This is a genomic window from Paenisporosarcina sp., from assembly GCF_049671445.1.
Lineage (GTDB): Bacteria > Bacillota > Bacilli > Bacillales_A > Planococcaceae > Paenisporosarcina.
Genome location: NZ_JBATUX010000056.1, coordinates 1 through 20,663, shown reverse-complemented (window position 1 = coordinate 20,663; position 20,663 = coordinate 1). Strand labels below are relative to the sequence as shown.

The 20,663-nt window shown below is 39.0% G+C and carries 22 protein-coding genes; 6 read left to right on the top strand and 16 right to left on the bottom strand.

Features of this window, described 5'->3' with window-relative positions:
• Positions 1–453 precede the first annotated feature (453 nt).
• Together WBG45_RS07350 and WBG45_RS07345 are read right to left on the bottom strand one after the other, a co-directional pair.
• Positions 454–972 carry a type 1 glutamine amidotransferase domain-containing protein gene (locus tag WBG45_RS07350; protein ID WP_424413338.1) on the bottom strand — a complete coding sequence of 173 codons (519 nt, stop codon included), beginning with the start codon at positions 970–972 and terminating at the stop codon, positions 454–456.
• A gap of 65 nt (positions 973–1,037) precedes the next feature.
• Positions 1,038–1,628 (bottom strand): DNA-3-methyladenine glycosylase, encoded by a 591-nt coding sequence (locus tag WBG45_RS07345; RefSeq protein ID WP_424413337.1) that lies wholly within the window; start codon positions 1,626–1,628, stop codon positions 1,038–1,040.
• A gap of 68 nt (positions 1,629–1,696) precedes the next feature.
• Between WBG45_RS07345 and WBG45_RS07340 the strand changes: the two genes are divergently transcribed.
• Positions 1,697–1,999 (top strand): nucleotide pyrophosphohydrolase, encoded by a 303-nt coding sequence (locus WBG45_RS07340; RefSeq protein WP_424413335.1) that lies wholly within the window; start codon positions 1,697–1,699, stop codon positions 1,997–1,999.
• Between the two features lie 89 nt (positions 2,000–2,088).
• Positions 2,089–2,904, top strand: a complete 816-nt coding sequence (locus WBG45_RS07335) for an SGNH/GDSL hydrolase family protein (RefSeq protein WP_424413333.1) — start codon at positions 2,089–2,091, stop codon at positions 2,902–2,904.
• A gap of 205 nt (positions 2,905–3,109) precedes the next feature.
• On the opposite strand, the gene WBG45_RS07330 is transcribed toward WBG45_RS07335, so the two are convergent.
• The 10 genes from WBG45_RS07330 to WBG45_RS07285 form a co-directional block, all read right to left on the bottom strand.
• Positions 3,110–4,024, bottom strand: coding sequence for a glycine betaine ABC transporter substrate-binding protein (locus WBG45_RS07330; RefSeq protein WP_424413331.1), 915 nt, complete (start codon positions 4,022–4,024; stop codon positions 3,110–3,112).
• 11 nt (positions 4,025–4,035) lie between these two features.
• A complete protein-coding gene (locus tag WBG45_RS07325; RefSeq protein WP_424413329.1) occupies positions 4,036–4,677 on the bottom strand; it encodes an ABC transporter permease in 642 nt (213 codons plus the stop codon).
• On the bottom strand, positions 4,670–5,647 hold the full coding sequence (locus WBG45_RS07320; protein WP_424413327.1) for an ABC transporter ATP-binding protein: 978 nt from the start codon (positions 5,645–5,647) through the stop codon (positions 4,670–4,672). Before WBG45_RS07320 ends, WBG45_RS07325 begins: the two co-directional genes overlap by 8 nt.
• Positions 5,648–5,783: 136 nt before the next feature.
• The gene (abc-f, locus tag WBG45_RS07315) at positions 5,784–7,430 is read right to left on the bottom strand and encodes a ribosomal protection-like ABC-F family protein (RefSeq protein WP_424413326.1); all 1,647 of its coding nucleotides are present in this window, start codon (positions 7,428–7,430) and stop codon (positions 5,784–5,786) included.
• Positions 7,431–7,797: 367 nt separating this feature from the next.
• Positions 7,798–8,169: an MmcQ/YjbR family DNA-binding protein gene (locus tag WBG45_RS07310; protein WP_424413325.1), complete on the bottom strand. Its 372-nt coding sequence runs from the start codon at positions 8,167–8,169 to the stop codon at positions 7,798–7,800.
• A gap of 1 nt (position 8,170) precedes the next feature.
• On the bottom strand, positions 8,171–9,028 hold the full coding sequence (locus tag WBG45_RS07305) for a GNAT family N-acetyltransferase (RefSeq protein WP_424413323.1): 858 nt from the start codon (positions 9,026–9,028) through the stop codon (positions 8,171–8,173).
• A 229-nt stretch (positions 9,029–9,257) separates the two neighbouring features.
• The gene (gene tatC / locus WBG45_RS07300) at positions 9,258–10,076 is read right to left on the bottom strand and encodes a twin-arginine translocase subunit TatC (RefSeq protein ID WP_424413321.1); all 819 of its coding nucleotides are present in this window, start codon (positions 10,074–10,076) and stop codon (positions 9,258–9,260) included.
• Positions 10,077–10,088: 12 nt separating this feature from the next.
• A complete protein-coding gene (gene tatA, locus WBG45_RS07295) occupies positions 10,089–10,289 on the bottom strand; it encodes a twin-arginine translocase TatA/TatE family subunit (RefSeq protein WP_424413319.1) in 201 nt (66 codons plus the stop codon).
• 16 nt (positions 10,290–10,305) lie between these two features.
• Positions 10,306–12,018, bottom strand: coding sequence for a GMC family oxidoreductase (locus tag WBG45_RS07290; protein WP_424413317.1), 1,713 nt, complete (start codon positions 12,016–12,018; stop codon positions 10,306–10,308).
• 17 nt (positions 12,019–12,035) lie between these two features.
• On the bottom strand, positions 12,036–12,785 hold the full coding sequence (locus WBG45_RS07285) for a gluconate 2-dehydrogenase subunit 3 family protein (protein WP_424413315.1): 750 nt from the start codon (positions 12,783–12,785) through the stop codon (positions 12,036–12,038).
• A 291-nt stretch (positions 12,786–13,076) separates the two neighbouring features.
• Between WBG45_RS07285 and WBG45_RS07280 the strand changes: the two genes are divergently transcribed.
• The 4 genes from WBG45_RS07280 to WBG45_RS07265 all read left to right on the top strand — a co-directional run bounded on the left by WBG45_RS07280 (position 13,077) and on the right by WBG45_RS07265 (position 17,178).
• On the top strand, positions 13,077–13,664 hold the full coding sequence (locus WBG45_RS07280; protein ID WP_424413314.1) for an RNA polymerase sigma factor: 588 nt from the start codon (positions 13,077–13,079) through the stop codon (positions 13,662–13,664).
• Positions 13,645–14,394, top strand: a complete 750-nt coding sequence (locus WBG45_RS07275; protein WP_424413312.1) for an anti-sigma factor — start codon at positions 13,645–13,647, stop codon at positions 14,392–14,394. Before WBG45_RS07280 ends, WBG45_RS07275 begins: the two co-directional genes overlap by 20 nt.
• Positions 14,395–15,162: 768 nt before the next feature.
• Complete coding sequence (locus WBG45_RS07270) at positions 15,163–16,524, top strand: copper amine oxidase (RefSeq protein ID WP_424413310.1); 1,362 nt, start codon at positions 15,163–15,165, stop codon at positions 16,522–16,524.
• 3 nt (positions 16,525–16,527) lie between these two features.
• Complete coding sequence (locus WBG45_RS07265) at positions 16,528–17,178, top strand: class F sortase (RefSeq protein ID WP_424413309.1); 651 nt, start codon at positions 16,528–16,530, stop codon at positions 17,176–17,178.
• Between the two features lie 15 nt (positions 17,179–17,193).
• Here WBG45_RS07265 and WBG45_RS07260 read toward each other — a convergent pair whose 3' ends face one another.
• From WBG45_RS07260 to zupT, 4 genes are all read right to left on the bottom strand, one after another.
• Positions 17,194–17,739 (bottom strand): adenylate kinase, encoded by a 546-nt coding sequence (locus WBG45_RS07260; RefSeq protein WP_424413307.1) that lies wholly within the window; start codon positions 17,737–17,739, stop codon positions 17,194–17,196.
• On the bottom strand, positions 17,720–18,091 hold the full coding sequence (locus tag WBG45_RS07255; protein ID WP_424413305.1) for a VOC family protein: 372 nt from the start codon (positions 18,089–18,091) through the stop codon (positions 17,720–17,722). Before WBG45_RS07255 ends, WBG45_RS07260 begins: the two co-directional genes overlap by 20 nt.
• A gap of 264 nt (positions 18,092–18,355) precedes the next feature.
• On the bottom strand, positions 18,356–19,573 hold the full coding sequence (locus WBG45_RS07250; protein ID WP_424413303.1) for an MFS transporter: 1,218 nt from the start codon (positions 19,571–19,573) through the stop codon (positions 18,356–18,358).
• A 177-nt stretch (positions 19,574–19,750) separates the two neighbouring features.
• Entirely contained in the window at positions 19,751–20,560 is an 810-nt protein-coding gene (gene zupT, locus WBG45_RS07245; protein WP_424413301.1) for a zinc transporter ZupT, read from the bottom strand.
• Between the last annotated feature and the right edge of the window lie 103 nt (positions 20,561–20,663).

Sequence of the window (20,663 nt, the reverse complement as noted above, 5' to 3'; positions counted from 1 at the left end):
CTACGGTGGACGCTTTTCGCGGGCACGGCTTCAGTCTCCTCGTCACTGAAAAACATGTGCTCCTGCGGTTACTCGTCGCAAAGATACTGGCTCTTGGCCAGCATCTTTCCTGCGGGGTCTTCAGCTCATGCACCTGCGCTTCAATCAACTTTTAGAGATGGCAACTACCCTTTAGGTTGGTTCTATCTCTAACTTAACTTTGAAACATTCGTGTCTTAGCAATAGGCAATTGATAGATTTTCTTGCTACTCACTTCATGGATTGTAGTGGAAGGCGGCGACTCCAGCGGGATAAGCGGACAGGTGAGACCCCGCAGATCGCGAAGCGACCGAGGAGGCTCACCGCCCGCCCCGCGGAAAGCGTCCGCTTGTAACGAAAATCTTCCGCACTAAATAAAGAAAGGAACTGCCCTTAGTCATATTTTATGACTTTTAGGACAGCTCCCTTTTTTGTTTATAGTTGTTCTAATAATTTTAGAGATTCCCGATTAAATGCTGGAATATCCTCAGGTTGTCGACTTGTGACCAATTGGTTTTGGCAAACAACCACTTCTTTATCTACAAATTTCGCTCCGGCATATAACATATCTTGTCCAATCGATTTATAGCCTGTTGCGTCACGACCTTCAAGTGCTTTCGCTGAAATTAATAATTGTGGACCATGACAGATTGCAAATACTGGTTTCTTTGCATCCATAAAGGCTTTTGTGAATTCAACAAACCGATCATCTGCTCGTAATTGATCAGGTGAAAAACCACCCGGTAGGAACAATGCATCGAAGTCTTCAGGTTTCACATCATCAATGCCATGATCAATGTTCACCATCGCATCACCTTGTTTGCCTTTTACTTCTTTCCCAGCTTCTTTTTCTATTGTAAATACCTCATGACCCGCTTCGTTAAAAGCTCTCGCCGGATCCATATACTCGATGTCTTCAAACATATCCGTGATTAAAGTTGCAATCTTAGCCATTTCTAAATCACTCCTTAATAGTTTGTTCATCATTAGTATTCCACTAAAATATCCCATTAAACATTTTATCGATACTTGGAGACCATGGAATGGCCTTTTTCAGAAAACCGATAAGGATAATGTACCGCTTCTCCAGTATTTTGAATCCCAACACGTGGCCCTATTTCAATTTCAGTTGCACCTGGACCAGGAGCAATGAAAAGTGGTTCTTCTGTCCAATGATGCCCATAGTAACTCATACTTATATCTAATGCTTTGGATAGCTTTCCCGGACCATTTGTCCAATTTTTCATTGCATTAGTTCCACGGAATTGTTGCATTAATTCATGTCCAACAATAGGTTCTCCAGCACGCAACAAAATAGCCTCCGGTTTGCCAACGGGACCACTAACCACGTTCATCAATGTATGTGTGTGCATTTGATAGGTATACACATGACCTGGTTCTCCAAACATTACTTCAGTTCTTTTCGTTCGTCGATTACCAAAACTATGTGCTGCGCGATCTTCAGATCCCATATACGCTTCAGTTTCTATTATTTTCACAACCAATAAACCTTCAGGATGTTGGTGAACCAGGTATTGGCCAATTAAGTTTTTAGCTAGTTCAAGAGTGGGTTGTTGAAAAAATTTGGTTGAAATCGGTTGGTAATTCATGTGCATTCCTCCTTCTTTTATTATACTAAAACAATACATAGAAATTTATCGAAAAGGGGACACTACACATGAAAGAAATCATTAAAGAAATCCAACAATTTCGAAATGACCGTGGTTGGGGTGGTAATCACGATGCACGGAACTTAGCAATCTCCATCTCTCTCGAAGCTAGTGAACTGTTAGAGCACTTCCAGTGGCGATCTCCTGAAGATGCTATTGCTAAAGATAAGCAAGCGATTGTCGACGAAATGGCTGATGTATTTATTTACTTATTGCAGTTTTCAGATGTCATTGGAGAAGATTTAATCTCAGCAGCACATGCAAAAATGAAGAGAAATGCCATAAAATATCCAATTCCGACAAAATCATAAAAATTTCGAACACATGCTTCTTTATTCCTATTGAGTAACAGATGACTGAATATTATATTAATTATATACATACATAAGGAGTTGACCGCATGAACAAATGGAAGTGGTTAATTTGGATCGCTGCGGGAGCACTCCTCTTCTTCTACTCAAGGAATGACGAAAAGCAGGATCAAGTTAGTGCGAATGAATCATCTATTAAGAATTATGACCCGAAATACAATCCAAACCAGTCTCTTGCTGACTACTTAATTTTCCGCTCCATGATTTCTGGTGAAGCGAAAATGGCCGTCACTGGTAGCAGCGTAACACGTGGCTCAGGATCCACTAATCAAAGCAATACTTGGAGAGGTCGTATCGAAGTTAATCTTCGGAATTCGAACCCGGCTTTGGAAAGGTTGACGATTTCAAATCATGGGCACTCAGGCTACACATCAGTCCGATTGCTTGAAGATCATGTCACTGCTCCTATTTTAAGAGAGCAGCCAGACGTATTGTTTATTGAGACCTCCGTCATTAATAATCACAATAAAAATGTCTCATTGGAAGATACGTTCAATTCTTTAGATTCATTATATCAACTGTATTCACAGGCATTACCCAATACACGAATTGCCTTCTTATCTCCTAATCCTTGTACAGCGAATAAATTCGGACCAACACTCAATCAGTTTGGACTTAAATTCACGGATTATGTCGATGAAACTGCAGCTTATATTAAAAAACAAGGATGGACATATTTTGATACACATGGTGCTATGCTTTATAACATGTCTTCAAAAAACACCCCTCTTTCATCTACATTAAAGGATGGGATTCATCCAAACGACAGCGGCTACAAAATTTGGGCAGATGTCTTATGGCCATTTGTGCAACAAAAACAAAGTGCATTGCCACCTTCTATGTAAAAACAAACATGCACATCTCGATGTCGGAGATGTGCATGTTACTTATTTATGTGAGTATAGCTTTTTTGTATGATTGTTTGTCTAGACTTGACTTTTATTAAGCTTCACCTAAGTTTTATACCACTTCGAGAACGATTTCATTCGGCTTAAACTCAAAGTTTCCCTAAAAAGAGACTACCTAAACTACGGTAGTCTCTCCATCGTCTTATTCTTTTATTAATCCTTTATCAATCAAGAAATCTCGAGCTACATCTTCAGGTTTTTCTTGATCGATGTCCACGCGAGCATTCATTTTTTGCATATCTTCAAGTGAAATCTTTCCTGCTAATTCGTTTAACACGTCTTCAAGTTCTGGATACGCTTCAAGAGTTTCTTGTCGTACAAGTGGTACGGCATCATATTTCGGGAAGAAGCCTTTGTCATCAGTTGTAATCGCTAAGTCAAAACGTTCGATTCGACCATCCGTTGTGAAGGCTGTGATGACATCTACATCCCCTTGTTTGATTGCTTCATACATAACGTTAGGGTCGAGGCTTTCTTTGCCAGAGAATTCAAATGGATACTCTCCGACCATTGCATCATAACCATCTCCTGGACGCTCATAAAAAGCATGAGGGGCTCCAAATACCATATCTTCTTTCTTTGACGCTTCAACTAATTCAGAATACGTTTCCGCATTGTATGGCTTGTCTTTGCTATAAGCTAACGTATACGTATTTTCAAAGCCAAGAGGCTCTAACCACGTAACACCATACTTTTCTTCATAACCTTTACGTGCACGTTCTAAAATACTTTCTGAGCTTTCGCCTTGTTCAAGATCTTCTCCTAATACCGATTGCAAACCAGTCCCTGAGTACTCAACATACACATCGATATCACCTTTTTCAAGCGCTGGTGTTAATATCGCTACTTCACCGAGTCCTTCTTTATATTCCACCTCATAATCTGTTTTAGACTCTACATATTGGCCTAAAATTTGGGGTAAAATAAATTGTTCGGTAAATTGTTTACCACTAATAATAATGGGCTCATTTTTGTCTCCTTCAGCATCATTTGAAGAACCACATCCTACTAATGCGACTGATGCTAGTAGCGCTAATCCAGCTAATCGTTTTTTCATATAATTTCCTCCTATTGTGTTTTCATTCCTTTTGGCGTTGCTTTCTTCTCCACCCATTTCAATAACAAATCAAAACTAATAGCTAGTAAAGCTACAGGAAGTGCACCTGCTAAGACGAGCGAATTATTATACGATTGTAAACCTCGATATATGACGTCACCTAAACCACCTGCTCCCACAAATGTAGCGAGCGTGGCAATCCCAACGGTTAAAACCGTGGCAGTGCGAATACCCGCCATAATAAAAGGTAAAGCAAGTGGGAATTCAATTTGTTTTAGTATTTGCGTAGTGGTCATTCCCATTCCTCGACCCGCTTCAATGATCGATGAATCTACAGATGTAAGTCCGGTATACGTATTCCGTAAAATAGGTAAGAGCGCATAAATAATAAGCGCAATGAGAGCTGTGTTTGAACCAATTCCCATTAAGGGTACTAAAAATCCGAATAACGCTAAACTTGGAATCGTTTGAAAAACTGCCGTTACTCCTATTACTGGTTCTGCATATTTACGATGTCGAGCAATTAATATTCCCAGTGGAAGTGCAATAGCAATCCCTATAGACAATGCCACAAACGATAAATAAATATGTTCGAGGAACGCTTGTTGAATGAGATCAGAGCGGCTTTGAATCGTTTCCAAAAAGTCAGTCATAAGAAGACGCACCTACTTCCTTAGCTAAGACTGCCTTCAATATTGATGATTGGTCGATGTACCCAACAAATTCTTCATTTGTATAGATAGCCAAGACATCTGTATGAGGTTGCTCTAAGAGGGCAATTGCTTCTTCAACATCTTCAGATGAATTTATAGAGACTACCTGTTCGCCGATTTTCGCTTGTTTGTAGTATGACGAGAGTTCACTAATTTTACGTTGTCCAAATGAACGCTGACGATTAATTCGATCTTGGCCAATAAAATCACGTACGAAATCATTTGCAGGTTCGTGAATCAATTCTTGTGAAGAACCCATTTGTTCCACTTTTCCAGCGCGTAAAACAATCATATGGTCAGCTATTTTTAATGCTTCGTCCATGTCATGTGTTACAAAAACAATGGTTTTTTGAATACGTTGTTGCAAATTTCTTAGCTCATCTTGAAGTTGTTCCCGACTGATTGGATCTAGAGCACTAAATGGCTCATCCATTAGCACGATGTTTGGATCACCTGCAAGCGCACGAACAACACCTACTCGTTGTTGCTGACCTCCACTAAGTTCAAGTGGAAAACGATGCAAATACGTATCGGGATCTAGACCCGTAATATTCATTAGTTCGCTTACTCGTTCTTTCGTTTTTTCTGTACTCCACCCTTTTAATGTAGGAACCAATGCAGCATTCTTTGCAATGGTCATATGAGGAAATAAACCAATTCGCTGAATGACATATCCGATGGAACGTCGAAGCTCCACCTCATTGCGGTCTTTAATCGATTGTTCGTCAATCAATACATCGCCCGTTGTCGGTACTTCCAAACGATTAATCATCTTCATTAACGTTGTTTTTCCACAACCACTTGGGCCAATAATTACCGTTAATTTTCCTGTTGGAATAGTTAAAGAAACATCTTTTAATGCTTCCGTTCCATCCGCAAATCTCTTCGTTACTTGATCAAATCGAATCACAGCCTCAGCCCCTTTTAAGCTTCAGTTTGTATATCTTTTTCTAATACCCTTTAATCATCCCACATATGCATGTTTCTTTACTAATTTTCGAGATCAAGCACATTCATTCCTTAAGTTTATCCGAGACCAAAGATGATTACTCTTTTAATGCTTTTATTTGTTTCGATAATTCGTTATATCGTTGGTCTAATTTAGCATATTCACCGTCTGTTTTTGGCAAAAAACTAATTTTCCCAAGGAGAGCTTGTCGTTCTACTTCTAGTTTCAGCAACTGTTGCTGTTGAGCCGTTTCGATTTGGTGATTATTCCATTCACTAAATGACATGTCGACTTTTTTCAGACGTCCATTTTCAAATACTAGGAGCTTATTTGCAATTTTGTCCAAAAAATAGCGGTCATGAGTCACGAGAAGTATCGTGCCTGGATAAGTCGACAAGGTTTGTTCCAGTTGTTCACGTGAAGGCAAATCCAAGTGATTGGTCGGTTCATCTAATAACAACACATCTTTTTGTTCCATCATGAAAGCCATTAGTTTTAACTTTAATCGCTCTCCCATACTTAAGGAGCCTATCGGTAAACGCCAATGTTCTTTCCCGAAACCTAAATTCGTCATCAACGTTTGAATCTGTCCACGTGTTTCAAAATCTTGCGGATCAAACCACTCTTCAGGCGTCTTCTTTTCTGGCAAGTCTTCTACGGTTTGTTGCAAATAGCCAATACTCATTGCACTTGTTTTCCACAAGTCGCCTTCAAACGTCTCTTGACCCATAAGCATCCGCAACCAAGTAGACTTTCCGCTACCATTTGGTCCTATAAGCGCAACGCGTTCCCCTCTTTGAATGGTGAACGATGCTTTTTCCCATAATAGGTGCTGACCAAATCCTTTTGAGAGATTTTTAGCCTCAATCACTCGATGCCCTTGTTTTTGATTGCCTTCAATTGAAAACGAAATTTCTCTTTCTTCTAACGGTCTATCGATTTTCGCTTTTGCGAGTTCACCTTCCAAACGCTTACGCTTTGAGCGAATTTGTGTGTCCATACGTTTGGCTTTCGAACGATAATACTCTTTATAGCCATCTTGCTTTGTTGAATCGGCATGAGCTTTTGATGACCAATTTTGAAGAGATGAAATTTGTTCATCAATCCGTGTGATTTTTTTCTGTTGCGCATCGTACAATCGCGAATGCACTTTTCGTCGTTCTTCTTTTTCCAACCTATAAGCAGAATAATTCCCTTCATAAGCAGTCACTCTTTGGTGTTCAACTTCCCAAATTGTCGTCGCGACTTCATCTAGAAAATAGCGATCATGTGAAACGATAATCAGGGTACCTGAATAGGATTTCACCAGTTTTACCAATTCTTTTAAACTTTCTTGGTCTAGATGGTTTGTTGGTTCATCCAATAGTAACAATTGAACATGACTTGAAAATGCTTGTGAAAGTCTTTTTTTCATTCGTTCCCCACCACTCAATACCTCATACGAACGATTTTTGGGAACCTGCCATTTATGCGAAAGATTACTTTCCTCATTGTTACCCAATTCAAAAGCTTGATCTTCTTGTCTAAAGTAATGGGTTGTTGGAGTTCCACCTATCCATTTTATTGTGCCTTCACTTGCCCCTATCTCGCCAGCAAGTAGAGACAATAATGTGGATTTCCCTTCACCATTACCTCCTACTACCCCAATACAACTGCCTTTTTTAATATCAATTGACACGTTTTGAACCACTATTTTATTGCCATATTCAATCGACACATTTTGTGTTTTACCAATCACGAACATTCCTATTCCCCCTATTTCGAAGGACAAAAAATCCCTCCGAGAATTATCGGAAGGATTAAATATACCCAAAATAGATCAAGACAAAAAAAGTCTTTTTAAATAAAGAGACTTTCTGTGACAGTGAAAAAATGGGCAGACTAATCCTATTTCCGATTTCGCAAAATGTTTAATTTGCTAAGAAATAAGATTACTTTTCCATTGTTCACCCATCGTCCCTTCATACAACATTTCTTACTGGTTAATACGAATTATAGCATATTGTTTTAATATTCCCACACAATTTCGTTAATTTGGTTTTCAGAACCTGCAACTATATGGATTATATGTATCACTTTTGAGTATCATGACTTCTGGCAAAGTGACTAGTTCATATCTTTTGATTTTCGGAGACTACCTCATTTTGCACTTTTTTGGGTAAGCCTTTAAGAACCAATTCATACGAATGAGTTATGCATTCTTTGAAAAGTTTTGGTGGTAAGTTACCGTTTAACGCAAGTGAATTCCAATGCGTTTTGTTCATATAATAGCCAGGTTTAATTCCTTCATATTCCTCTCGAAGAGATTCCGCTCGTTGTGGATCACATTTTAGTGTAAGAATTGGGGTTCCAGATTTGTCATGACCAAACATGGCAAACATCTTCCCTTCTAATAGATAACGCTCAGCATCCCAGTCTTTTTGATAATCAAATTGAGCCCCTTTATGCCCTTCGCACCATCTCTTCAATTCGCTCAATTTCATATCATAACCCTTCTTCCATAAATTCAATGTGGATGGAATCCGCAATCTTCCGGTAGCCAATTTCTTGATAAATCTTGTTAGAAGTTGGGTTCATCATATCCGTGTAAAGTACACAGAAGTCATATGTTTTTAATAGCTCTTCACTTCCCGCTGCAACCATCGTTCGGGCATATCCTTTCTTCCTTTCCTCAGGCGGAGTATAGACAAAAGATACAGTGACTCCACGTTCAGAAGGGCGCGCTTTTTTCATCATAGAAACGATTTTTCCTTGGTCTTCCCAAAAGAAAACTTCTTCATCTTCTAAGAATTGATTAACCTTCTCCTTTATCGCTTCCATTGGGCTATTTTTAAGTCCTGTATCTTTTTCAAACGCTTTAAACCAAAGTGCAAGTAATGGCGCTTCATCTTTTCTTGCATAACGCCAAGACCCTGGACTTTTCTCGAGTGATTGATCAACCTGGTCCAAACGGTAAAGACCTTGATTCATTAACAATCTGGATTTACATTTCGACGTCTCCTGCCATTTCTCTGAAAACGTAGTGACTACAGATTTCACACCAACAGCCGAGTTAATAGGTAGTTTTAACTTGAAAAGTTCATCGACGGAAAACGTTATAATGTCATCCATTTTCGATTCATCAATAATAATAAGATTCAAAGGATGAGGAGGTGTCATTTGAAAAAGAGCAACGATGACGTCATTTACTTCAATGGTAGCCATGAAAGGATTTTCATAACGCCCCGCTTTGATTCCTTGCAACACGCCATAGAACAGACTATACACATCGTCATTTTCTGTTAAAAAAGGTTTTGCTTTATCTTCAAATTCCTGAGCTTGTGTAAACACATTGAATTTCATGCGATTCTATCTCCCTACTGTTTTTAATAGTAGATATTACACAAATTGGTAGTGAATGTCACTCTTTTCCGAGATATTTTAATGGATTTGAAAAATGAATGGCTATTCGTTGCAACTTTTGGAATTTGGTTGCAACTTTGTTGATTTCGTTGCAACTTTTGACTTTTCGTTGCAACTTTCTCGATTTCGTTGCAACTAACCAATTATCTCCTAAAAAAAATCCACCCCGCTACTCTGAGGGGATGGATAGATTTTTATTTACGATTTGTTTATGTTCAAGTTGTTTGACAACCACGATACTAATTTCATACAGCAAAATCATGGGAATGAGCACCAAGAAATCACTCACAAAATCTGGTGGCGTCATTAGTGTCGACACTACAGCTAATATTACATACGACCATTTCCGCACCTTTTTCATTTTTTCCGAAGTCAAAATTCCGATAGCTGACAAGAACATTGCAATAATTGGTAGTTCGAATAATATTCCAAGAGGCACTGTGGTCATTAACAAAAAGTGAATATATTCACTTGCAGATACCATTACATTAAAATTCACTTCACCAATATTGATTAAAAATTGATAACTTAAAGGATTCACAACAAAGTAACCAAAAGAAATTCCGACTATGAAAAGCGCAAGCATGAGTGGTGAATACAATCCGATAAATCGGCTCTCAATATGGGTTAACCCAGGTTTAACAAATTGCCATATAAAATGAAAGATAAAGGGCAGTGAAAAGCCGAGGGAGAGCGCACTCGAAATCGACATATAGAATTTCACAACTTCAAGTGGCCCAAGCACGACTAATTCATTGCCTCTCGTAATATATGGGAACCATAGATTGATGGTTGAAAGTACGACAAGGAAGAAAAAAAGAAATACTGCCACGCTCTTAATAATTTGTTTGCGTAAATCAGTTAAATGCTCCACAAGTGAGGATTCGTCAGAAGCAGTAACATGTGTTTTTACGTCTTCAACTTCGACCACTATTTTTTTGTCTAATGGACTAATTATTTTCTTATTGTGATGTTCATATGGGTCCATTTCTTTCACCTTCTATAGAACTTCAGATTTCTTTTCTTCTTTTTTCACAGGTTCATCGTCATCCATAAGTCCTCTTGTCGACTTCTTAAATTCTGAAAACGTCTTCCCTACTGCAGAGCCAATTTCGGGTAATTTTTTCGGTCCAAATACGATGAGTACAATAACCAAGATGATGATTAATCCTGGAACACCTATTGCTCCTAATCCACCCATAATAGTTCCTCCTTTTTTAGACGAGTGAGCCACCCGATTTGCTATATTTGATTATGCCTTCAGCAGCACGATAGGCAAGTGCTCCCACTGTACCAGTTGGGTTATATCCTCCGTTATGAGCAAAGTTCCCTGCACCTACAACAAATAGGTTTTCTGCATTCCAATGCTGCAAATAATTGTTCACTACTCCTTCTTCAGGAGCTAAACTCATAACTGTACCGCCAGTGTTATGTGTTGTTTGATACGGCACAATATCATATTGATCGATCGCTTCCCGTCCAACTACTGTTTTTGCTCCCATTTCTTTCATAATCTCTGCAGATTTCTCACTAATAAACTTATGAAGTGCAATGTCTTGTTTCGTAAAGTTGTACGTAAGTTGCAACAAAGGAATACCATATGCATCTTTATAGGTTCCATCTAACGATAAATAATTCTCTTTATGTGAGATTGATGCTCCTTGAGCACCCACAGATAAGGTTCTTGTGAAATTATGAATCGATTGCTTTTTAAATTCCGCTCCCCATGTTGGTGTGTCAGGCGGGGCAACATTTGTAGCAATAGGTCTAGAACCCGTTTGTGTAATGGAAATATTTCCACCATGAATGAATTCAAGATTGCTATGATCGAAACTATCACCATTGAAATCATCTATCGCCATTCCGAGAGCCCCTGCTCCCATGAACGTATTGTATTGTTCATCAAAGAATCCAGTGGCACCTGGTAGTATTTGATAACAATAATTCCGTCCAAGTGTACCTTTTCCTGTATCCGGATTATATTGTTCACCAATTTTCGATACCATTAATAACTTAGTGTTATTAAAAATATAACTGGTTAATACAACGATCTCTGCAGGTTGAATGAATTCTTCTCCAGACAACGTATCGACATAGCGTACCCCCGTCACTTTGTTCCCACTTTTCAAAACTTCTACAACGTTTGCTTGGAATTTCATTTCAAAATTTCCTGTTTTTCTTGCGGTTGGTACGACTGTAATTTCCGGTGAAGTCTTCGCACCGTATTCACAACCAAAGCGTTCACAGAACCCACAATATTGACATGCAGTTATTTGTGCCCCGTCTGGGTTCGTGTAGAATTCTGATAGATTTGCTGAAGGCATCATAAATGGGTGGTATCCCAATTTACTTGTTGCTGATTCAAACTTCTTCAAAATTTGCGTCTTCTTCATCGGGGGAGTCGGATAATCCGCCGATCTTTTTCCCCAATTTGGATTATTATCTTCTCCAGAAATTCCTGCCGTTTTCTCAAACTTATCGAAATAAGGCTCAAGCTGGTCATATGTGAGCCCCCAGTCTTGCAAAATATAATCTTTGGATAATTTATTCGGACCATATTTCTTATCAGTCATCGTTTTAATCTGAAAGTCATAAGGCAAAAAACGCCATGTTTGTCCATTCCAATGCGTACCGGAACCGCCTAAGCCCTCTCCCAATAAAAAAGAGCCCATTTGTCGCATAGGAAGAGCTGGCATTTTGCGGTTGTTTCTAAATGTAATCGTTTCTTTTGCCAAGTTTTGCATCAACTCATAGCGTATGGCATAGCGATATTCGTCATGTACCTTGGAGAAGTCTTCGGTTCCACGTTCTTGACCGCGTTCTAACCCTATTACTTTCAAACCCGCTTTCGCACATTCTGCCGCTATAATACCGCCTGTCCACCCTACTCCTACTGTTACAACATCTACTTTTGGCAAGGTCTTTACCATATCGTTTCCCCCTTTTCTTAATGCATACTACCAAGTGACTTCGGCTCAATTTTTTGAAACGTATCACTTTCAATAACATTGATATATGCCGCTTGATGTCCAGGGTATTGTTTCATTCTCCAACCATCCATATTGTTGTTGCCGTTATAGATTGGATCTGCATAAGCCCCCTCCAGCGTGGCAGCTCTTAGTAACCGGAAGAAAAAGGCGGAAGTAACACCACTCATGGCAATTTCATCTTTTTGAAACGCTGTTAAAATTTCATCCATTTGAGCTGGTTCTAAATTGGAGAAACCATCCTTGAAACGTGTTTGAGCCTCCGCTTCCAATTTCAAGACGCCTTGTTTGAAAATCTCAGCACGAGTCAAACGGCTTTGATAACCTTGAGTAGCTGCACCCACTGCAAAAGGTGGCTGCATATATTCTTTCGTGTTACTACCATATTGTCCCGCCAATTGGTTATCAATAAAATATGGCACCCCGAGATCAATTGCACCTGGACCTAAATCGTCTTTCGGAAAAATCCTTTCTGTTGCATTAGCTAATATTTGAAACTCTCTGTCGTTTGTAAAAAACATTAGCCCTTTGTTCAGCGTGGCTTCTTGTTTGTGGTCGCCTGATTTCATGTCAGTTGTGGATGGAGTCGCTTTATTTGCATTGTAGCCGATCAATCCACCAAGAAGACCTCCCCCAATAAGTGCACCCGTTGCCACACCAGAAGTTTTCAGAAAAGCACGCCTTGAAATATTCTTATCTTTACTTTCCATTCACTTTCCCTCCATTAATAGATGGATTTTAAAATATCGATATTAACTTTTAAACTCTACTAGTAGAATAGGCAAATGGAGGGGGGATTAAACAATCAGATTGTAGTGACTTCAATTTATATAGAAGGAAGATACGTTTCATAACCGTCGCAATCAAATTTGATTCATGAAATCCTTTGATTAAAGTGATCTTTTTGGTCATTACGTTCGTTATCTATATGAACGGAAGTTGTGAACACTTTCGACCTTCTGTATGATGTATATAGAAAGTTTGTACAGAGGGGGGTAAAAATGGATAAATTCACTGATGCACAGCTTTATGTCCGAATGAGGGCAAAAGACCAGTCAGCACTTGAAGAATTATATGACCGTTATGAACGTCTCGTTTACTCCTTTGCGTATCGCATGACTCAAAATGCGCAAATGGCTGAAGATACTGTACAAGAAGTATTTATAAAATTGTGGAAAGAACATGCACCTTATACAGAAGATAAAGGCAAATTTTCTTCTTGGCTTTTAACAATGACTCGAAACACTTCTCTTGATGCACTTCGAAAAAAAGGAAAACAACAAGAAGTCGGTTTACTTGATAAAGATGCAGAACAAATTAAAGTTCCTATTGAAGAGATGCCTGAACAAATGCTTGAATGGAAAGAAAAAGGTGCCGTTTTACATAAAGCCATTAGTCGTTTAAAAGTAGACCAACGAACAATTGTGGAACTGTTCTACTTCAATGGTTTATCGCAAGAATCTATTTCTTCAAAACTCGACATACCTCTTGGTACGGTAAAGAGTCGGATTCGATTAGCACTGCAACATTTACGAAAACACTTAGAATCAGAAAGGGGGATGTCACCAAATGGAACGTCAGATGTGTAATCAGCTCGTTGACTATTTTAATGAACAATTGAGCGAAGTCGAAAAACATGCTTTTGAAAAGCACCTAGAAACGTGTGAAGAATGCGCATTAGAACTTGCTGAGTGGCAATCTTTAACGGACGATTTGCCGTATGTTTCTGCTTCTATAAATCCCCCTGAAGGTATGAAGGAACGGATACTAAGTAACGTGTTTGAAGAAGAAGTAACAAAAGAAGTGACGCCAGTTACACCTAATGTAAAAAATGACAAGGTCACTCCTATAAAAAAGAATAGATCTTTTAAATGGTTGCCTACAGTAGCTGCTGCATTAATGCTTTCAGTTGGTGCAAATATTTTCTTAGCTTCTATTGTGAAAAATCAACAAGATGATTTGGTAGCTCAAAGTGAAGCTGTCGACCAATTGTTAGCATTCGTGAATTTGAGTCCTGTTGAAGGAAATGCTACTGGTACAGCATCCATCGTGAAACACGGAGATGAAACTCGTGTTGTCGTACAGGCAAGTTCTTTACCCGCACTTTCAAATGACGAAGTATACCAAGTATGGTTGATTGACGAGGATGGCCCGGTCAGAGCAGGAACGTTTAAATCCGAATCACAAGACGGAGCAGTTGTCTTTACGCTACCTGAAGGTTCGAAACAAGATTGGACGCAAGTTGCTGTCTCTCACGAACCAAATGCTGAAAGTAAAACACCTCTAGGTAATGTACTAATGGCTTCAGAATTTAAATAAGGAGGAATTGAGAAGGTTTTTAATCCTTCTCAATTTTTTTTGCTTTTCAGACCGTTTCAAATGCTTTACCAGCTCCACCATAATCAAAAGAACAAAGCGATGGGCTTGTGACAGGTGTAATGTGTCATGTGCCCATCGCTTTTTTAATTACTTATACACATAGAAGGAATCTTAAAGTAGATGTTCAACAGAAGAATCTCTTCCCTCTTCAAACAAAAGCGTAGCGAAAATAGAACCAATAAAAAGAACTTAGATAGGAGCCATTTCGCTTTGCTACATGGCTCTTTGCTGTGGGTATGCCGTAGGACTTTAAGTGTTTCATTAAGTTAACTAGGTCATGAGACGAGTTTGAGCGATAAAACCTTCAAGATGAGCGATAAATCTCCAATTTGAGCGATAAATATTTCACAACCTAAAAAATCGTCTCATTAACCAAGTTGACTTCTAGTGAAACAACCCTTTATAAAAAATGTGGGCATCTGCTCCCTTTCCACAGACGAACAGGCAAGCCCCCTCCCTTTTATTCTGATGGAAGACGCTAGCCACAACTTTCATCTAGCCCACTTAAAATACTTCAGTTCATCTACATATTTACTCGTGCCCACTTAAAGTCAGTAGTCACAGGTATTAGATTCGTTTTTTTCACTAGGAAAAGTGTGGGATATAAAAGTTTTTAAATTTTCTTTAAATAAAAGTGATCCAAACTAAACTTGTCTTCGTTAGCTATTCGAAACCAAATAAAACAAACACAAAAGGAGAGAATTTAAAATGAAAAAACGCACATTATTAGCAGTTCCATTATCAATGAGTTTACTGGTACCAACTGTTGCATTCGCAAACGACCATGAGGGCAAAGCTGCAGAGACAAATGCTGATACTAGCGTTTCAACTCCAGCATCAGAACTACGATCAGCATTAGGTCACTTATTCACAGAACATGCTTTCTTAGCAGTTGAAACATTGAAAAAAGGTGCAGACGGCACTGAAGATTTCGACGCATTAGCAGGAGCACTTGGTCAAAACACAGATGATTTAACAGCAGCAGTTGCATCAGTCTACGGTGAAGAAGCAGGAGTTGCATTTAAAGAAATTTGGAGTTCACATATTGGCTACTTCGTTGATTATGCAACTGCAACAGCAGGAGACGACCAAGCAGGGAAAGATAAAGCAGTAGCTGAACTAGATAAATATATTGTGGAACAAGCAGCATTCTTAGAAACGGCAACTGAAGGTCGCTTAAAAGCAGCTGACTTAGAAGCTGGATTGAAAATGCATGTTGACCAACTAGTTTGGGCATTTGACAGCTATGTGGCTGGGGATTATGAAACTTCTTACATGAATGAACGTGAAGCAATTAAACATATGACAATGGTTGCAGCTGGATTATCAACTGCTATCACAGATCAATTCCCGGATAAATTTGAAAACTCAATGGCTGTCACTCCAGCTGCAGATTTACGCTCAGCTCTTGATCAAGTATTTACAGAGCACGCTGGTTTAGCAGTAATGGCTATGCAAAATGGTGTAGATGGAGATCCTGACTTTGAAGCATCATCAGCAGCATTACTTGCAAACGCTGATGATTTAGCAGCAGCAGTAAGTTCAGTGTACGGTGAAGAAGGCGGAGAAGCATTTGATGCAATCTGGAAATCACATATCGGATACTTCGTTGACTACGTAACAGCTACAGCTAACGACGATCAAGCTGGTAAAGACCAAGCGATGAAAGAATTAGAAGGTTATGTAGTTGAACAAGCAGCGTTTTTAGAAACGGCAACTGAAGGCGGATTACCAGCTGCAGATCTTGAGGCTGGCCTTACTGAACACGTTAAACAATTAATTGCAGCTTTTGATCAATATGTAGCAGGAGATTATGAAGCTTCTTATGCTTCATTACGTGGAGCTTATGCACATATGTTAATGCCTGCTGAAGGATTATCTCAAACAATTGTTAATCAATTCCCTGATAAATTCAGTGGACAATCTATGCCAGACGGTATGCCTAAAACAGGTATGGGTGGCACAGCAGATCAAGATGGTATGCCTTATGAGTGGTTCCTTCTTGGTGGTTTATTAGCAGCAGCTATTGGTGGCGCATTCGCATTACGTAAAGCTTCAAACGAGGCGTAAACCTTGAAAAAATTACTAAGTGGTATTCTGGGACTCTCACTTCTTCTCACGGCTTGCCAAGCAGAAAAAGCGAAACCAGAGCCAGAGTCCACTGTAGTTAAGCAAGAGGCTTCCAGTGAGGAAGCCTCTTCTTCTACACCAAAAACAAAATTAACATTAAGCGAAAGCCAGCTATCTGCTTCTAAACTCATAAAAGATGAAAGACAAGGAATTGTTCCTTCTCGCCTTAAAATCCCAGCAATAGATGTGGATGCTCCAATAGATCCTGCTGGATTGACTGAAGATGGAGATATGGATGTACCAAATGATATCGTATCTACTGGTTGGTTTGAACGTGGCTATATGCCAGGAGAACCAGGGAACTCGGTAATTGCGGGACATGTTGACGGGAAAAATGGACCTGCCGTTTTCTATGATATTGGAAAACTAAAAAATGGAGATGAAGTTCTCGTCACTGGCGAAGACGGTTCTGAACTCGTTTTCGTAGTAAATAAGGTTGAAATATATCCTTTTGAAGAATCTCCGCTTCGAGAAATTTTCGGATTTAGTAATGGTAGTAGATTAAATCTTATTACATGTACAGGTGAATACAATAAAAAAGGTTCTTATTACGAAGATCGACTTGTCGTTTATACAACCTTAAAAACAACATAAAAAGAGTGAATTATCCTAAGTGGATGATTCACTCTTTTTTGTTTGTATATTTAGAAGCCATTGATCCACTTCTTTAGGCGATTTGAAAGTAACAACATCCGTATGTGTATGGGCCAAAAAATCCAACATTTTCGGTCGTATATCTTTTGGATAACTCCATATCCATTGAACAAATTCCCAGTCTATCTTTTCTTTACAGTCTGTACCCATATCTGGCCTCGTCTTTCCACGATAGGTCCAAGCCCTTTTGCACGCTCGATATAAACAAAGGACATTGGAAAAATCGAGAAAAATGATAAGATCGGCATACTTTGCTCGTAATTCAATACTTGAGTCATAGTTACCATCAATAATCCATTGTGGTTTTGTTAGTTCGTATTTCACTTTTGTCATAAATTCAGCACGTGGCAAAGGATTCCATCCAGGCTGCCAAAACAGTGCATCTAAATGAACGATTGGTAAATCCCATAGTTCCCCTAGTTTGCGGGAAAAGGTAGACTTCCCAGCCCCACTTGATCCTACAATCAATATTCGTTGATGATTAGGCTGCGTCTCCTTCAAATGAACAAACTCCAATCGTATTGCCATCAAGATCTTTAAATTTAAAAAATTCCACATTACCACCACTTTCAACAGGAGTTGCCTCGACTCCAGCGTCTAACATGTGATGATGGGTTGCATGGATATCCGATGTATATAAATTAAACCATTCATGTTCGGAAGGTTGATCACTTCCCATTTGTGGGCTACGAACTAATGTAAATGCCGTTTCTCCGTTTCCAACATCCATTGCTGCATAACCATTTTCTTCATCATGCCATCGTAAGACAAACCCACACTTTTCTTCAAACCAACTAATCGCGCCATTCGTGTCTTGAACAGGTAAAAATACGGTATCAATTCGTTTAAACATAGCCGACTCTCCCTTGATAGACAATATTTGATAGTTTCATTTTAACAAGGAAAGTACTCTACTACTACAGATTATTGAAAAGTCAGAATAATTTATTCGTAACAAAAGAGGTAGTTAACCAAATCACTTGATTTCCGTTACATCGCTCTCCCATGTTTCGAAGCTAGCATAGCGATGCAGAAACAGAAACAGAAACAGCTGGAGAAAATGAGTCGTTTTCTCCAGCTGTTTTATGTCAGGGACTTATTAGCCTCCCCTTTAACACTATTCTAATTCAATTTGTTTTGTCTCTTTACCGAGGATTATAACTGCTAAAACTCCAATCACAATGGCTATACAGAAGATAGCGAAGATCCATCCAATATCGTAACCCTTCATGACAAGTGAACCAACTAATAAAGGTCCTAATATTCCACCAATACGACCGATAGCTGCTGCCATACCTGCCCCGGTTGCGCGAATGACGGAAGGGTATTGTTCAGGTGTATATGCGTAGAGTGCACCCCATGCGCCTAAATTGAAGAAGGACAAGAAAGCCCCAGATACAACTAACAACATCGTTGTGTCCGCATTACCAAATACAAATGCACTTGCAGCAGTACCTAATAAATAAGTAACCAATACAAATTTACGACCTACTTTTTCAATTAAATATGCAGCAGTGAAATATCCAGGCAACTGTGCAATCGTCATTAATAATACGTATTCAAAACTCTTAATTAAGCTAAATCCTTTAATGACCATTACACTTGGCAACCATAAAAACATGCCGTAATAAGAAAATACGACAGTAAACCATAGTATCCATAACATCAACGTTGGCTTGGTGTACGGTTTTGACCAAACAGCTTTAATATTTTGTCTATATGTCCGATTACGTACTCGTTTCGCGGTGAACTGTGGTGAATCCGGCAAATTTATGCGTAAATAAATAGCATAAAAAGCCGGTAATGCTGTAATAATTAATGCCAATTGCCAACCGTAGTTTGGAATAATAAAGTAGGAGATTAATGCTGCAATTAACCAACCGGCTGCCCAAAAACTTTCGAGTAATACAACTACGCGACCACGTTCTTTTGCCTCCACACTTTCAGCTACAAGTGTTGATGCTACTGGAAGTTCCCCACCAAGTCCCATTCCAACAAAAAACCTAAATACTAAAAAGACTGCAAGCGTCGTGGATAATGCTGAGAGACCACTTGCTACAGAGAATAGAACTAGTGTAATAATAAAGACTCTTTTACGACCGATACGATCTGCAAAGAGACCAAATGCAAATGCCCCCACTGCCATCCCTATTGAGTTGACACTACCTATCCATCCCATTTGCCCGGGAGATAAATTCCATTCAATCGCGAGTGCTGCTATAACAAATGATAGAATTCCTACATCCATAGCATCAAACATCCAGCCTAGCCCTGCTATTCCTAATAATTTATTTCTCGAGAGAGGTTTATTCTCTTTACTAATTGAAGTTGTCATTATTTTGCTCCTTGTCTTGACACATGTCTATTTAACTCATTACCCATCAGTATAGTTTTATAATCATTAACTTACAACAAGAAAGTGCAGGGGTTCACTCAAAAAGTGAAAAGCGAAATAATCTACTAAATACGAAAAAACACGTTATCTAGATAGACTAGACAACGCGTCATTAATTTAAGCAATTAATAATAAACTTAATGCCATTACGGCCATACCCCCAACGACTCCATAAATAGACAAATGAGCTTCGTCATATTTTTGAGCAGCTGGTAACAATTCGTCTAAAGAAATGAATACCATAATTCCAGCAACACCTGCAAAAATCATCCCAAACATAACATCATTCAAAAAAGGCATTAAGAATAAGACCGCCACAATTGCACCTACCGGCTCTGCTAGACCCGATAAAAACGACCATTTGAATGCTTTTTTACGATTCCCTGTTGCGTAATAAATAGGAACTGCTACAGCAATTCCTTCTGGTATATTGTGAATCGCTACTGCAACGGCTATAGCAATTCCTAGGTTCGGATCTTGCATAGCAGAAATAAACGTCGCAATTCCTTCAGGAAAGTTATGTATTCCGATGGCCAGAGCTGTAAACAACCCCATCCTCATCAACTTTGTATACTCATCATTAGACGGTTGTAAATCCATGTCTTCCACACCTTTAACTTCATGTGGATTCGTAGATTTCGGCAATAGTTTATCGATTAGTGCTATCACGAGAATCCCACTAAAAAACCCGATAACTGTTAACCAATATCCTTGCGAAGCACCTAGCTCATTTACTAGAGCATCTTTCGCTTTCACAAATATTTCAATCATTGAAACATAAATCATGACACCCGCAGAAAATCCGAGGGCTAAAGATAAAAATTTAGTATTAGTCCGCTTTGTCACAAAAGCTAATAAACTACCGATTCCAGTAGCTAATCCGGCAAACAATGTTAATGCCAACGCAAATAAAACATTTCCTTCCATAATTCCAACCACTTTCTCTATCCATCTATTGAATTTATTGTAGGAGATATGTTTTCTTTGTGCAACTTCTAAAGAAATTTATGAGTTTAGAAAGCTCAAACAA

Excerpts from the sequence above, each read along its gene's own strand:
- WBG45_RS07350 (WP_424413338.1), bottom strand. The coding sequence starts at position 972 with ATGGCTAAGATTGCAACTTTAATCACGGATATGTTTGAAGACATCGAG.
- WBG45_RS07345 (WP_424413337.1), bottom strand. The coding sequence starts at position 1,628 with ATGAATTACCAACCGATTTCAACCAAATTTTTTCAACAACCCACTCTT.
- WBG45_RS07340 (WP_424413335.1), top strand. The coding sequence starts at position 1,697 with ATGAAAGAAATCATTAAAGAAATCCAACAATTTCGAAATGACCGTGGT.
- WBG45_RS07335 (WP_424413333.1), top strand. The coding sequence starts at position 2,089 with ATGAACAAATGGAAGTGGTTAATTTGGATCGCTGCGGGAGCACTCCTC.
- WBG45_RS07330 (WP_424413331.1), bottom strand. The coding sequence starts at position 4,024 with ATGAAAAAACGATTAGCTGGATTAGCGCTACTAGCATCAGTCGCATTA.
- WBG45_RS07325 (WP_424413329.1), bottom strand. The coding sequence starts at position 4,677 with ATGACTGACTTTTTGGAAACGATTCAAAGCCGCTCTGATCTCATTCAA.
- abc-f (WP_424413326.1), bottom strand. The coding sequence starts at position 7,430 with ATGTTCGTGATTGGTAAAACACAAAATGTGTCGATTGAATATGGCAAT.
- WBG45_RS07310 (WP_424413325.1), bottom strand. The coding sequence starts at position 8,169 with ATGAAATTGAGCGAATTGAAGAGATGGTGCGAAGGGCATAAAGGGGCT.
- WBG45_RS07305 (WP_424413323.1), bottom strand. The coding sequence starts at position 9,028 with ATGAAATTCAATGTGTTTACACAAGCTCAGGAATTTGAAGATAAAGCA.
- tatC (WP_424413321.1), bottom strand. The coding sequence starts at position 10,076 with ATGGACCCATATGAACATCACAATAAGAAAATAATTAGTCCATTAGAC.
- tatA (WP_424413319.1), bottom strand. The coding sequence starts at position 10,289 with ATGGGTGGATTAGGAGCAATAGGTGTTCCAGGATTAATCATCATCTTG.
- WBG45_RS07290 (WP_424413317.1), bottom strand. The coding sequence starts at position 12,018 with ATGGTAAAGACCTTGCCAAAAGTAGATGTTGTAACAGTAGGAGTAGGG.
- WBG45_RS07285 (WP_424413315.1), bottom strand. The coding sequence starts at position 12,785 with ATGGAAAGTAAAGATAAGAATATTTCAAGGCGTGCTTTTCTGAAAACT.
- WBG45_RS07280 (WP_424413314.1), top strand. The coding sequence starts at position 13,077 with ATGGATAAATTCACTGATGCACAGCTTTATGTCCGAATGAGGGCAAAA.
- WBG45_RS07275 (WP_424413312.1), top strand. The coding sequence starts at position 13,645 with ATGGAACGTCAGATGTGTAATCAGCTCGTTGACTATTTTAATGAACAA.
- WBG45_RS07270 (WP_424413310.1), top strand. The coding sequence starts at position 15,163 with ATGAAAAAACGCACATTATTAGCAGTTCCATTATCAATGAGTTTACTG.
- WBG45_RS07255 (WP_424413305.1), bottom strand. The coding sequence starts at position 18,091 with ATGTTTAAACGAATTGATACCGTATTTTTACCTGTTCAAGACACGAAT.
- WBG45_RS07250 (WP_424413303.1), bottom strand. The coding sequence starts at position 19,573 with ATGACAACTTCAATTAGTAAAGAGAATAAACCTCTCTCGAGAAATAAA.
- zupT (WP_424413301.1), bottom strand. The coding sequence starts at position 20,560 with ATGGAAGGAAATGTTTTATTTGCGTTGGCATTAACATTGTTTGCCGGA.